This window comes from Sphaerisporangium siamense (genome assembly GCF_014205275.1).
Taxonomy (GTDB): domain Bacteria; phylum Actinomycetota; class Actinomycetes; order Streptosporangiales; family Streptosporangiaceae; genus Sphaerisporangium; species Sphaerisporangium siamense.
In genome coordinates, this window is sequence record NZ_JACHND010000001.1 from 2112652 (window position 1) to 2125761 (window position 13110).

The window sequence follows — 13110 nt, forward strand, 5'->3', positions numbered from 1 at the left end:
GGCTCCTTGACGGTGGGTCTTCCCGGTCTTGGGCACCGCTTTGGTTTCCAGTCCTACCCCACCCATCGGCGTGATGTCCGCTCCCGGCATGGGTGAGAATTGACGTGTGAGCCGCACTCGTTCCCGCACCTTTGCCGTCGACCAAGCCTGCGCCGCCGCCGTGGAGCCGGCCAGGGCCGCCGCCGAAGCCATCGCCCGGCCCGGCGAGGTGGGGGAGCATCTCGGCTTCGAGGCGGAGGGCGAGCGCGTCGTCACCCACTACTTCGCCTGCCTCGACCGCGCCTACCGCGGCTGGCGCTGGGCCGTCACCGTCGCCCGCGCCTCCCGCGCCCGCAACGTCACCGTCAGCGAGACGGCCCTGCTCCCCGGCACCGACGCGCTGCTGCCCCCCGCGTGGGTCCCGTGGAGCGAGCGGCTGCTCCCCGGTGACCTCGGCGTCGGCGACCTGCTGCCCACCTCGGACGACGACGACCGCCTGGCCCCGGGGTACACCGCCACCGACGACGACTCCGACCAGCAGATGATCTTCGAGTACGGCCTGGGCCGCGCCCGCGTGCTGTCGGCCGTCGGCCGCGACCGCGCGGTGCACCGCTGGCACGCCGGCGACTCCGGGCCGCACACCCCGCTCGCGCACGCCGCGCCCGCGCAGTGCTCCACCTGCGGCTTCTACTGGCCGCTCGCGGGCTCGCTGCGGCTCGGCTTCGGCGTGTGCGCCAACGAGTTCGCCCCCGACGACGGCAAGGTGGTCTCGGCCGACCACGGCTGCGGCGCGCACTCCGAGGCCGTCGCCACGCCCCAGGGGGGCGTCGAGCACGCGGTGCCCATCCTCGACGATCTCGGCTACGACCTCATGGAGGAGGGCGCGCCGGAGGCCGGCTCGGTCGCGGCGTCCGACGGCGAGGAGGGCTCCGAGCCGCTCGGCCACTCCTGACCGTCCGGGCGGGACCTGCCCGGAAACCCGCCCGTCACGGCCCGCGTCACGATATCTCCGGAAATTTCAAGCTTTACGGCTGTGCGGCAGCCGGCCGCCCTCCAGCATGGGACACGACTGGTGACCGACGTGACAGTGACCAACGGTGTGACCGACGGCTTCGGCGCCGAGCGCGTGCGCGCGACCGTCCTCGCCGCCTGGACCGCCTCGCCCGCCCGCTTCCGCGAGGACGCCAACGCCGAGGAGGACTTCGCGCTCGGCGGCTACCGCGACCGGCTGATCGTCGAGCTGGCCCAGAACGCCGCCGACGCCGCCCTGCGCGCCGGGGTCCCCGGGCGCCTGCGCCTCACGCTGGAGGACGGCGTGCTCAGCGCCGCCAACACCGGCGCCCCGCTCGACGCGACCGGGGTCGAGGGCCTGTCCACGCTGCGCGTCTCCGGCAAGCGCGACGAGGCCGGGTCGATCGGCCGCTTCGGCGTCGGGTTCGCGGCCGTCGTCTCCGTCTGCGACGAGCCCCTGATCGCCTCCCGCGCCACCGGGGCCGTCCGCTGGTCCCGCGCCGAGACCGCCGCCCTGGTCGCGGCCGAGCCCGCGCTGGCCGCCGAGCTCGGCGCGCGCGGCGGCCACGTCCCCCTGCTGCGCCTGCCCTTCGCCGCCGAGCCGGTCGAGGCCCCCGCCGGGTACGACACCGTGGTGCGGCTCCCGCTGCGCGACAAGGCCGTCGAACAGGCCGTCCGCCAGATGCTCGACGAGACCGGCCCGGCGCTGCCCCTGGCCATGCCCGCCCTGGCCGAGATCGAGGTCCAGGCCGGCGGCGAGTCCCGCGCGATCACCGCCGAGGGCTGGACGGTGAGGGAGTCCGCGGGCGACTTCGGCCCCGAACAGGTCGCCGAACTGTTCGCCGACCGTCCCACCGAGGAGCGCGCCCGGCCGTACTGGCTGGTGCGCTGGGCGGTGCCCGCCGGCGAGGGGCCGCTGCCCAAGGACGTCGCCCCGGTCGTGCACGCGCCGACGCCGAGCGACGAGCCGCTCGACCTGCCCGCCCTGCTCATCGCCACCTTCCCCCTCGCCACCGACCGCCGGCACGTCGCGGCGGGCAGGCTCGCCGACTTCCTCGTCGAGCGGGCCGCCGACACCTACGTCGAGCTCCTGCGGTCCCTGCCGAGGACGCCGCGCCTGCTCGGCCTGGTGCCCGGCCTGATGGGCAAGGGCGAGCTGGACGCCGCGATCCGCCGGGCGATCCTGCGCCGCCTGCCGGACACCCCCCTGCTCCCCGCCATCTCCCCGCCCGCCGACGCCGACGCCGGCCAGGCCGCGCCCGGCGCGTCCGGCGGCCCCGCGGGCTCCGCCGGCCGGCCCGGTGAGCCGCCGTACGTCGTCACCGGCCGTCAGGCCGCCGTGGTCGACGGCCCGGCCGAGTTCCTGGACAAGATCGCGCATGCCGTGCCGGGCCTGCTGCCCGCGGGCTGGGCCGCCCGGCATCCCGCGCTCACCACCCTCGGCGTGCGGCGGGTCGAGCTGTCCGACGTCGTCGACCTGCTGTCCGGCGACGCCGTCGCGGACCGATCGCCCGCCTGGTGGCGCGAGCTCTACGAGACGCTGCCCGGCGACGACCGCGAGGCCCTCGGCGCGCTGCCCGTCCCCCTCGCCGACGGCCGCCTCGTGCGCGGTCCTCGCGGCACGCTGCTGCTCGGGGACGGCGGCTCCTCCCTGGACGCCGCGCTGCTGGCGCCGCTCGGCCTGCGCATCGTCCACCCCGAGGCCGCCCACCCTCTGCTGCTGCGGCTCGGCGCCGCAGAGGCCACCCCGAACAGCGTCCTGGACGACCCGCTCACCCGCGCCACGGTCTCGGAGTCCCTCGACAGCGCCGACCCCGAGCCGGTCGCCCAGGCCGTCCTCGCGCTGGTCGAGGCCGCGGGCCTGTCGCCCGGCGAGGCCCCCTGGCTGGCGGAGCTGGCGCTGCGCGGCGCGGACGGCGAGCTGTACCCCGCGGGCGAGATGCTGCTCGGCGAGGGCTCGCTGGCCAAGCTCATCGACCAGGACGTCCCCTTCGGGGTCGCCGCCTCAGACCTGGTCGAGCGGTACGGCTCGCGCGTGCTGTCCGCGGCGGGCGTCCTGGACGGCTTCGCGGTCGTCAACGACACCGACGTCCTGCTCGACCCCGACGAGTGCGACCACGAGCTCGACGCCGAGGACGAATGGCTCGAAGCCGTCCTCGACGTCCTGCCCGAGACCGCCGTCCCGCCGGTGGCCCGCGAGTTCACCGCGATCAGGGACCTCGAATACGTCGCCGACTGGCCCGCGGCGCTGGCCCTGCTGACCCGCCCGCCGCTGCGGGCCGCGCTCCAGCCGCTGCGCGCGCTCGCCGACGGCGAGGTGGTCGAGGCGCCCTCGTACACCGCGTGGTGGCTCTCACGGCACCCTGTGCTGGACGGCCGCCGTCCCACCTCCCTGCGCCTGCCCGACGGCGACCCGTTGCTGTACGGCCTGTACGGCGACGCGCCGGTCGGCCTGGACGCCACCGCGCTGTCCATGCTCGGCGTGCGCACCACGCTGGCCGACCTGCTCGCCTCGCACGGCGGGCCCGACGAGCTGCTCGACCTGCTCGCCGACCCCGCGCTGGAGGTCGACCGCGCCCAGCTCCGCGCCCTGTGGATCGCCCTGGCGGGCGTCGAGCCGTCCCGCGTCGCCCCGCCCACGGCCGTGCGCGCCGTGCTGTCCGGCCGCATCGTCGTCGCCGACGCCGACGACGGCCGCCCCATCGGCGGCAACGGCGCCGGCGACACCGTCGAGGGCCTGACCTCTGCGGGCGCGCCGGTCGTCGTCGAGGCGCCCGACCTGCTCGCGCTCGTGGCCGCGCGCCCGCTGGTGCTGGCCCCGTTCGACCTGGCCGAGGCGCTGTCGGAGCTGCTCGACCTTCCCGTGGCCGGGGAAGAGGTCACCGGGGAGGTCACCTCCTCGGGCGAGGAGCGTCCCGTGCCCGTCCAGGTGCGCTCGCTGCTGCCCGCCGCGCCCGCCGCCTACGTCGAGCACGCGGCGCTCACCGTGGACGGCGTGCGCGTGCCGTGGCGCTTCTTCGAGGGGGCCGTGCACGCGACCGGCGTCGAAGGGCTGGCCCGTGGCCTGGCCTGGGCGAGCGGCCAGTGGGGCGACCGGCTCGCGGTCGCGGCGCTGCTGCGCGACCCGGACGCCGTGCCCCTGCTGCTCGCGGAGGCCGACCTCGACAGCTAGGGGACGCTACGACGGCGTGTGGCCGGGCACCGACCGGTCCTCGCGGTCGTCGCCCGGCACCTCGGCGGGCGGAGGGGGCGCGTGCCGGTCGCGGCGCCAGACGTAGAAGCAGCCGAACAGCCCGAGCCCGATGCCCGCCACGCACGTCCAGATCCACCAGCCGCGCCCGGCGGGGACCCCGACGACGAGCAGCACGACCAGCGCGACCGCCCACAGGCCCGTGCCCACGAGGATCGCCGCGGTGTCGTTGGTCTTCAACGGGGCAAGATCCGGGGGGCGCGGCTCGTTCACGCAGTCCAGCCTAGGCGAGAACCCCCCGCGTGGGGTCCACCGGGCCTTCGTCAGGACCCGAACCGTGCACAAGTTGGTCTCGAAAGGACTACGAGCAGGTCAGAGCTCTTTTCCGTTCTGACAACGGATGCCACTCTGCCCGCGTGAGTGAGATAACCGCCCCCACATCCCCATCGTCCGGATTCCGCGGCCGGCTCGACCGGTACTTCCACATCAGCGAGCGGGGCTCGACGCTGAACCGCGAGGTCCGCGGCGGTCTGGCCACGTTCTTCACGATGGCCTACATCGTCGTGCTCAACCCGCTGATCCTCGGCGGGGTCAAGGACGCCGACGGTCAGTACCTCGGCGACGGCACCACCCAGAACATCGCCCTCATCGCGGCGGCCACCGCGCTGACGGCGGGTGTTCTCACGATCCTCATGGGCGTCGTGGCCAAGGTGCCGTTCGCCCTGGCGGCCGGGCTCGGCCTGAACGCGTTCGTCGCCTTCGGCCTGGCTCCCACCATGTCGTGGGAGGACGCGATGGGCCTGATCGTGCTGGAGGGCATCGTCATCACGGTCCTTGTGCTGACCGGGTTCAGGACGGCCGTGTTCCACGCCATCCCCGCCCAGCTCAAGACCGCCATCAGCGTCGGCATCGGCCTCTTCATCGCCCTGATCGGGTTCGTGGACTCCGGCTTCGTCCGCAAGGCCGCCGGGACGCCGCTGGAGCTCGGCATCGGCGGCTCGCTGACGAGCTGGCCGATCTTCGTCTTCGTGGTCGGCCTGCTGATCACCGTCCTGCTCGTGGCGCGCAAGGTGAAGGGCGCGATCCTGCTCGGCATCGTCGCCACCACGGTGCTGGCCATCCTGGTCGAGGCCGTCGTCAAGGTCGGGCCGTCCGCCGGAGGCAAGAACCCGCTCGGCTGGAGCCTGGTCACCCCCACCCTGCCCGACAAGATCATCGGGGTGCCGGACCTCAGCCTGTTCGGCCAGTTCAGCCTGTTCGGCTCGTTCACCAAGATCAGCGCCGTACTGGCCGTCATGTTCGTGTTCACGCTGCTCATCACGGACTTCTTCGACACGATGGGCACGATCGTCGGCGTCGGCGGCCAGGCGGGTCTCGTCGATTCGGACGGCTCGCTGCCCCGAACCCGCGAGATCCTGCTGATCGACTCGGTCGCGGCGGCGGCCGGCGGCGCGGCGTCCACCTCGTCCAACACCACCTACATCGAGTCGGCGGCCGGCGTCGGCGAGGGCGCCCGCACGGGCCTCGCCAGTGTGGTCACCGGCATTCTCTTCCTCCTCGCCGCCTTCCTGTCCCCCCTGGCCAACGTCGTCCCCTACGAGGCCGCCGCCCCCGCCCTGGTCGTCGTCGGCTTCCTCATGCTGACCGCCATCCGCCAGATCGACTTCACCGACTACGAGATCGCCATCCCGTCCTTCCTGACGATCGTCCTGATGCCGTTCACCTACTCGATCAGCAACGGCATCGGCGCCGGTTTCATCACCTACGTCCTCATCAAGGTCATCCGCGGCAAATCCCGCGAACTCCACCCCTTGCTCTGGCTGGTCACCGCCCTGTTCGTCATCTACTTCACCCTCGGCCCCATCAAGATCCTCCTCGGCCTGTCCTGATAACGACTTCCCGGGTGCCGTCGCGGTCGTTCTGGAACCGTCAGGCCCGGAACGACCGTCGAGCGGAGGCCCGGTCGGGGGGATCGGGACGCAGGTATACTGGTCGGTATGACCGTTACGACGATCAAGGTGCCGAAGAGCACGCGCGACCGTCTTCATCGGCTGGCCGCGGCCGATGGGCTGACGCTCGCCCAAGAGATCGACAAGCTGATTGATCAGCACGCACCGCGGCCCAAGCCGTCGATCGGCGGTTTCCGCAGCGCGCGACCGCTGAGCGCCGAGGAGATCGACGCCGAGCTCATCGAGGGCTTCGGTGCTCCGTGACCATCGTCGTCGACACCAGTGCGATCTTGGCGCTCTTCGATGAAGCCTACGACGAGCACAGGCCGATCGCCGAGATCGTCACGGGGGCCTCGGATCCGTTGGTCGTCTCTCCGTTGATCGTGGCGGAGGTGGATTACATGTTGTGGAGCAGGTTCGGAGCGGCCGCAGCCCGCCGTTTCGCCGAGGACATCGTCAGCGGCGCGTACGATCTGGCTGAATGGACGGCCGACGATCACGCCGCCGCGCTCGCCGTCACGAGTCAATATCAGGACGACAAGGATTATGTCGGCTTCGCCGACGCCTCGAATGTGGTGCTCGCGGACCGTTACCGCACGATCCGCCTACTGACATTGGATCAGCGGCACTTTCGCAGGCTGCGTCCTCTGTGGGGAGCGGACCATTTTGTGCTTCTGCCCTATGACGCCTGACGCGTTCGATGCTGAGTGATGTATCCGCTGATCAGCGCTTGATCGCGCGGAGGATGACGAACTTCGGGTTGCTGGCGGCCAGCTCGCAGTTGCCGAAGAGGCGGCGGAGTTTGGTGTGGTAGGCGAGGTGGCGGTTGCCTATGACCCAGAGTTCGCCGCCGGGGCGGAGGGCGGTGCGGGCGCCCGTGAACATGCGCCAGGCCGTGGCGTCGGTCGTGGCGCGGTGGGTGTGGAACGGCGGGTTGTTCAGGACCAGGTCCACCGAGCCCTTCGGCACGCCTGACATGCCGTCGGAGGCGAGCAGCTCCACCGGGGCGTCGAGGTTGGCCTTCCAGGTGGCCTCGGCGGAGGCCAGAGCCTGGTGGGACTCGTCGATGAAGAGCACCTCGGCGTCGCGGTTGTCCAGGGCCGCCGCCATCCCCAGGACGCCGTTGCCGCACCCGAGGTCCGCCACCCGGTCGTGGCCCCGGCGGTGCGGGAGGTTGCCCAGCAGGAAGCGGGTGCCGATGTCGAGCCGGTCGGCACAGAAGATGCCCGCGTGGTTGACGACGGTCCGGCCCGAGGCGATGCCGACGTCGGAGGGCAGCTCGTAGCGTCGCGGCCACGGGCTCGGGCCCGGGTGCAGGCCAGGGTCCGGCGCGCAGAAGATGAGCCGCGCCTTCTTCTCGGCGAGGGACGTCCGGGTGGGGCCGAGGATCTTCTCGAAGAGGCGCAGCGTCGAGGTGTGGATCTCGGTCACCATGCCCGTGCCCACGACCAGCGTGTCCGCGTGCACGGAGGGCGCGAGGCGGTGGAGCTGGTCCTCCAGGAGGGCCAGGCTCTTGGGCACGCGAATCAGCAGCGTGTCGACGCGCGGGGGAGGGGCGTCCCGGGTGGTCAGCAGGCGCACCGCCGCGGGGTCAACGCCGTTGCGGGCCAGGTTGGCGCGGGTGGCCTCCTGGGTGAGGAACGAGTCGGTGATCTGAACCGGACGGCGTCCGGCGAGCGCGGTCGCCAGCGCGCCCCACCGGTCGCCGAGCACCACCACGGTGCCCGGCGGATCGGCGGGCGGCACGTCGGCGCCGGCGAGATGCCGGAGCAGGTACGCGTCGGCGGCGTCCCAGGCGCGCAGCGGATCGCGAGGATCCTCGGGATGGCGGGCGAGGTCGATCTCGCCCCACGCCGTCGTCAGCCGCTCCACCGCGCCCACGCTAGCGACTCCCGGAGCTTCGGGAGTAATCCACCTCCCGGTCCGAGGCTTCGGCGTGCGGGGGGCACGTGGCGGTTAGGGTGAGGTGTGGTCGGCAAGGGGCGGCGGGGTGTGCCGGTGGAGCTTCTCGGACACCTCCGGCAGGCGCGCGACCGCATGGACCGCGACTACCGCGCGGAGCTCGACCTGGACGCGCTGGCCGCCGTCGCCGGGATCTCCAAGTACTACTTCATCCGCTGCTTCGAGGCCGCCTACGGCGAGACCCCGATGCGCTACCTCACGCGCCGCCGCCTGGAGCGCGCCCAGGACCTGCTGCGCGCGGCCAACCTGACCGTGACCGAGATCTGCATGGCCGTGGGGTTCACGAGCCTCGGCTCGTTCTCCTCGAAGTTCACCCAGCTCGTAGGCGAGAGCCCGAGCGCGTACCGCGACCGGTGGGCGGCGCGCGGCGGCCCGCACATCCCCGGCTGCTACCTGTTCATGAACGGCGTGCTCGACCTGGCGGGCACGAAGGCGCCGGGGGAGGCGGGCCCGTCCGATTGTGCAATTTTGGAGAAGCCCAGTTCAGAGAGGCCGGAGTAGCTTCTCCCGCATGATTACGAACATCTCGCTGACCACGGTCTACTGCCTCGACCAGGACGAGGCGCGTGACTTCTACGTCGACGTCCTCGGCTTCGTCCCGGCCGCCGACGTGTCCATGGAGGGCTTCCGCTGGGTGACCGTGTGCCACCCCGACCACCCCGAGGTCCAGATCACGCTCATGAAGCCGGGCCCGCCGCTGGACGAGGAGGCCGCGGCCTTCTACCGGCGGCAGCTTGAGAAGGGCCAGAGCGGCGGCCTCGGCCTCGCGGTGGACGACTGCCGCAAGACCTACGAGGAGCTGACCGCCAAGGGCGTGACGTTCCTGCAGACGCCGGAGGAGCGGCCGTACGGCGTCGAGGCCGTCATGCGTGACAACCAGGGGAACTGGATCGTGCTGGTCGAGGCCAAGGCGCGACGCTGAGCCCGGGGGCCGCCCGCGACGACGGGGGTCGCGGGCGGCCGGAGGCGGTGTCAGCCGGTTAGGCAGGTGGCTCCGTTGAGGGAGACCTTCGCGGGGGCGGCGGCGGTTCCGCCGTGTGTGGCGGTGAATCCGACCTGGGTGGAGGTGCCGGCGGGGATGGTCTTGTTCCACTGCTGGTGGGTGCCGCTGATCCGGGCTCCGTCCTGTGTCCAGGTGGCCGACCAGCCGGAGGCCAGGCGGGGCGGCGGAGAGGCGTAGTCCAAGGTCAGCGTCCATCCGTCGATCGCCGTGGTTCCGGTGTTGCGGATGGTGATGTCGGCGTTGAGGCCGGTGTTCCAGGTCGTCGCCCGGTAGGTCACCGTGCAGGATCCGGTGGGCATGCCCTCACGGGCCAGGGCGGACAGCGAGTCGGAGGGCAGGCTGAGGTTGTCCCAAGGGTCCCTGGCCACCACGTGGTAGAGGTAGCGCTTCCCCGTCTCCAGGCCCGTCTCGGTGAAGGTGGGGTGGGCGGAGGCTACGCGCGTGCCGACCTTGAGGTAGGTGGTCGCGGTCTTCCGGTAGACGTCGTAGGCCGCCACGCCGATGTTGTCGGTCGAGGGCTGCCAGCAGAACGCCACGCCGGGGTAGTCGGCCAGGCAGCCGTCGGTCAGCCCGGTCGGTTTGGTCGGCGGCGTGATGTCGTCGGGGATGGGGCTCGGCGAGATGGTGGGCGACATGCCGAGCGTCGCCACGACGGTGATCATCTGGGACGGCAGGCTGACGTTGCCCGCGGCGTCCCTGGCCGAGACGTACATCGTGTACAGGCGGCCGTAATCGCCGGAGAAGCCGCCGATGGTGCTGGTCGTGGTGGTGGCGTGGACGAATCCGGCGGGGGTCAGCTTGTAGATGTCGTATCCGACGACCCCGGTGTCGTCGTTCGAGGGTGTCCAGCAGATGGAGGCGTACCCGGTCGGGAAGGTGGGGGCCAGAGGGGGCGGGCAGGGACGTACGCCCCCGGGTTCGGACGGCGGTTTGACGTCGCCGGCCGCGGCGGCGTTCGCGGCCTGCGGCGGGAGCGCCGCGGCCACCTGGGGTGCGGGTACTGCGAGGGCGGCCTGTCCCGCGGATCCGATCACGAGCGCGGCGGCGACGAACGCCAGGGTGAGGAGAACCGCGCCTAAGGAGTGCTTGCCGATCTTCATTCCGCCCCTTTGTCGATGGGTGTCGGCGTGTATCCCCCCGCGTAGATCGTGAAGCGACTCCACGAATTCGCGAAGGGCCGAGCTTTCGAGGACCCGGGGCCGCCCGCGATGTGTCGCGGGCGGCCGTAGGGATGTCAGCCGGTTACGCAGGTGGCTCCGTTGAGCGCGACCTTCGCGGGGGCGGCGGCGGTTCCGCCGTGTGTGGCGGTGAATCCGACCTGGGTGGAGGTGCCGGCGGGGATGGTCTTGTTCCACTGCTGGTGGGTGCCGCTGATCCGGGCTCCGTCCTGTGTCCAGGTGGCCGACCAGCCGGAGGCCAGGCGGGGTGCCGGGGAGGCGTATTCGAGGGTCAGCGTCCACCCGTCGATCGCCGTGGCGCCGGTGTTGCGGATGGTGATCTCGGCGTTGAGGCCGGTGTTCCACGTCGTGGCCCGGTAGGTCACCGTGCAGGATCCGGTGGGCGAGGGGCTCGGGCTGGGCATGCCCTCGCGGGCGAGCGCCGAGAGGATGGCGGACGGCAGGCTGATGTTGTTCGCCACGTCCCTGGCCACCACGAAGTAGTTGTAGCGCTTCCCCGTCTCCAGGCCGGTCTCGGTGAAGTGCAGGAAGGGGGCGGTCTGGCGCGTGCCGACCTTGAGGTAGGCGGTCGCGGTCTCGCGGTAGATGTCGTAGGCGACCACGCCGATGTTGTCGGTCGAGGGCTGCCAGCAGAAGGAGACGCCCGCGAAGTCGGCCAGGCAGCCGTCGCTCAGGCCCGCCGGCCTCGACGGAGGCTGGTTGTCGGGGAAGGCGGTCGGGGAGGGCGACGGTGACGGGGTCATCCCGGTGACCGCGGGGACGGTGATCAGCTCGGACGGCGCGCTGACGTTCCCGGCCGTGTCCCTGGCCACGACGTAGATCGTGTACATGCGGTTCAGCTCACCGGAGAAGCCGCCCACGGTGGAGGTCGTGGTGGCCGCCTTGACGAACCCTTCGACGTCGAGGCGGTAGAGGTCGTAGCCGGCGATGCCGGAGCCGTCCGACGAGGCGTACCAGCAGATCGAGGCGTATCCGGGCTGGTAGGTCGGGGCGAGGGGCACCGGGCAGTGCCGCAGGCCCGTGGGCCGGGTCGGAGGTGTGGTGTCGTCGGCGCTCCGCGCCTGCGCGGCCGCCTGTCCCGGGAGAACCTGGGCCTGTACCGGGGCCTGGGCCGCCTGCGGCGCGGGGACGGTCGCGCGGGCGGCCTGCCCCGCGGACCCGAGGACGAGCGCGGCGGCGACGAACGCCAGGGTGAGGAGAACCGCGCTTAAGGAGTGTCTGCCGATCTTCATTCCGCCCCTTGTTCGATTGGTGTCGGCGTGGATCCCCCCGCATAGATCGTGAAGCAACTTCACCAATTCGTAAAGGGCCCGAACTTTCGTGGAGGTCACCAGCGGGACGGGGAGGGGTGGGCAGGCGGCGAGGAAATTCGATTGCCGGTGCAGGACGGTATGACTAGCGTCGGACGCCCTTGCCCCGGACGATCGGATAGTGCTCATGGTGTGGCGCGCGGCCGCACGCCGGTTTCCGGTGCTCGCGATCCGGGACTTCCGGCTGCTGCTGGCCGATCGGCTGCTCGCGCCCGCGGCCGTGGCCTTCTCGGTGGTGGGCGTCTCCTTCGCGGTCCTGGACCTGACCGGGTCCACCGCGGACCTGTCCTACGTCCTCGCGGCCCAGATCGCACCGGCCCTGGTGTTCACGCTGATCAGCGGCGTGGTGTCGGATCGGGTGCCCCCGCAGCGGGTGATCGTGGCGGCGAACGTGGTGATCGCCGTGTCGGAGGGGCTGCTCGGCGTCCTGGTGCTGAGCGGCGGCGTGCGTCTCTGGCACATGATCGTGCTGGAGACGCTGACCGGTGTGGGCATGGCCGTGCTGTGGCCCGCCATGCAGTCGATGCTGCCCAAGATCGTGCCGGACGAGCTGTTGCAGCAGGCCAACGCGGTGAGCCGGCTGGCGATGAACGGCGCCCAGATGGGCGGCGCCGCGGTCGCGGGCCTGGTGGTCGCGGCGGTGGGGCCGGGCTGGGCCATGGCCGTCTGCGGGGTGGGCCTGCTGGCCACGGTGCCCATGCTGCTGTCGATCCGCGCCTCCGGGCACGAGCGCACGGACGAGACGAGCATGGTGCGCGACCTCAGGGACGGCTGGTCGGAGTTCCGCAGCCACACCTGGCTGTGGACGATCGTCGCGCAGTACTGCGTCGTGCTGATGGCCTGGTACGGCGGCTTCCAGGTGCTCGGGCCGCCGGTCGCCAAGGAGCATCTCGGCGGCGCGGCCGCCTGGGGGGCGATCACCGCGGCCGAGGCCCTGGGCCTGATCGTCGGCGGGGTGATCTCGCTCCGTTTCACTCCGCGCCGGCCCCTCTTGCTCGTGGTCTCGATCGGCGCGATCCTGGCGGTGTCGCCGTTGTCGCTGGCCATGCGATGGCCCCTGGTGGCGATCTGCCTGGCCACGGCCGTGCTCGGCGTCTTCCTTGAGATCATGATGGTGCAGTGGAGCGTCACGCTGACCCGTAACGTGCCGCCGGAGAAGCTGGCGAGGGTCTCGGCGTACGACGCGCTCGGCTCGGTGATGGCGATGCCGGTCGGCGCGCTGGTCGCGGGCCCGCTGGCGGACGAGATCGGGCTGTCGGCCACGCAGTACGGCGCTGCGGCGCTGATGGTGGCCGCCTCGTCGCTGGCGATCCTGCCCCGCGACGTGCGCCGGATGCGGTCCTCGGACGGCAGGAGCGCGCCGTCCGTGCCCGCCGCCTCGCCGTCGGGGTCCTGACCGCCCGAGCGTCGCACCGCCCCGGTGGTGGGGGTGGGCTGGCCTGCGCCGGTTGCGGAGCGCGCCCTTTGTGTGGCAAGACGTAGCAAATGATCTCGGCGTCTCCGGCATTTTCGGACATCCCGGACGTAT

The 13110-nt window shown here is 72.1% G+C and carries 12 protein-coding genes; 8 read left to right on the top strand and 4 right to left on the bottom strand.

The window, feature by feature from the left end; translation table 11 throughout:
• Window positions 1–106: 106 nt before the first annotated feature.
• Together BJ982_RS09965 and BJ982_RS09970 are read left to right on the top strand one after the other, a co-directional pair.
• Window positions 107–931 (top strand): DUF3027 domain-containing protein, encoded by an 825-nt coding sequence (locus BJ982_RS09965; RefSeq protein ID WP_184878689.1) that lies wholly within the window; start codon window positions 107–109, stop codon window positions 929–931.
• Between the two features lie 120 nt (window positions 932–1051).
• The gene (locus BJ982_RS09970) at window positions 1052–4162 is read left to right on the top strand and encodes a sacsin N-terminal ATP-binding-like domain-containing protein (RefSeq protein WP_307784660.1); all 3111 of its coding nucleotides are present in this window, start codon (window positions 1052–1054) and stop codon (window positions 4160–4162) included.
• A 6-nt stretch (window positions 4163–4168) separates the two neighbouring features.
• On the opposite strand, the gene BJ982_RS09975 is transcribed toward BJ982_RS09970, so the two are convergent.
• Window positions 4169–4453, bottom strand: a complete 285-nt coding sequence (locus BJ982_RS09975) for a DUF2530 domain-containing protein (RefSeq protein WP_184878691.1) — start codon at window positions 4451–4453, stop codon at window positions 4169–4171.
• A 143-nt stretch (window positions 4454–4596) separates the two neighbouring features.
• On the opposite strand from BJ982_RS09975, the gene BJ982_RS09980 reads away from it, so the two are divergent.
• The 3 genes from BJ982_RS09980 to BJ982_RS09990 all read left to right on the top strand — a co-directional run bounded on the left by BJ982_RS09980 (window position 4597) and on the right by BJ982_RS09990 (window position 6821).
• Window positions 4597–6069, top strand: coding sequence for an NCS2 family permease (locus BJ982_RS09980; protein WP_184878694.1), 1473 nt, complete (start codon window positions 4597–4599; stop codon window positions 6067–6069).
• 108 nt (window positions 6070–6177) lie between these two features.
• Window positions 6178–6393: a YlcI/YnfO family protein gene (locus BJ982_RS09985; protein ID WP_184878697.1), complete on the top strand. Its 216-nt coding sequence runs from the start codon at window positions 6178–6180 to the stop codon at window positions 6391–6393.
• Window positions 6390–6821, top strand: coding sequence for a PIN domain-containing protein (locus BJ982_RS09990; RefSeq protein ID WP_184878699.1), 432 nt, complete (start codon window positions 6390–6392; stop codon window positions 6819–6821). The genes BJ982_RS09985 and BJ982_RS09990 overlap by 4 nt, the downstream gene beginning before the upstream one ends.
• 31 nt (window positions 6822–6852) lie before the next feature.
• On the opposite strand, the gene BJ982_RS09995 is transcribed toward BJ982_RS09990, so the two are convergent.
• Window positions 6853–8001, bottom strand: a complete 1149-nt coding sequence (locus BJ982_RS09995; protein ID WP_203959399.1) for a methyltransferase — start codon at window positions 7999–8001, stop codon at window positions 6853–6855.
• Between the two features lie 126 nt (window positions 8002–8127).
• Between BJ982_RS09995 and BJ982_RS10000 the strand changes: the two genes are divergently transcribed.
• Together BJ982_RS10000 and BJ982_RS10005 are read left to right on the top strand one after the other, a co-directional pair.
• Window positions 8128–8592, top strand: coding sequence for a helix-turn-helix transcriptional regulator (locus BJ982_RS10000; protein WP_239123540.1), 465 nt, complete (start codon window positions 8128–8130; stop codon window positions 8590–8592).
• Window positions 8593–8602: 10 nt separating this feature from the next.
• Window positions 8603–9013: a VOC family protein gene (locus tag BJ982_RS10005; protein WP_184878703.1), complete on the top strand. Its 411-nt coding sequence runs from the start codon at window positions 8603–8605 to the stop codon at window positions 9011–9013.
• A 50-nt stretch (window positions 9014–9063) separates the two neighbouring features.
• On the opposite strand, the gene BJ982_RS40350 is transcribed toward BJ982_RS10005, so the two are convergent.
• Both BJ982_RS40350 and BJ982_RS10015 read right to left on the bottom strand, forming a co-directional pair.
• On the bottom strand, window positions 9064–10194 hold the full coding sequence (locus tag BJ982_RS40350; protein ID WP_184878706.1) for a cellulose binding domain-containing protein: 1131 nt from the start codon (window positions 10192–10194) through the stop codon (window positions 9064–9066).
• Window positions 10195–10328: 134 nt separating this feature from the next.
• Complete coding sequence (locus tag BJ982_RS10015; RefSeq protein ID WP_184878709.1) at window positions 10329–11504, bottom strand: cellulose binding domain-containing protein; 1176 nt, start codon at window positions 11502–11504, stop codon at window positions 10329–10331.
• Window positions 11505–11709: 205 nt separating this feature from the next.
• Here BJ982_RS10015 and BJ982_RS10020 point away from each other — a divergent pair, with 205 nt between their 5' ends.
• Window positions 11710–12978, top strand: coding sequence for an MFS transporter (locus BJ982_RS10020; RefSeq protein WP_184878712.1), 1269 nt, complete (start codon window positions 11710–11712; stop codon window positions 12976–12978).
• Window positions 12979–13110: the final 132 nt, after the last annotated feature.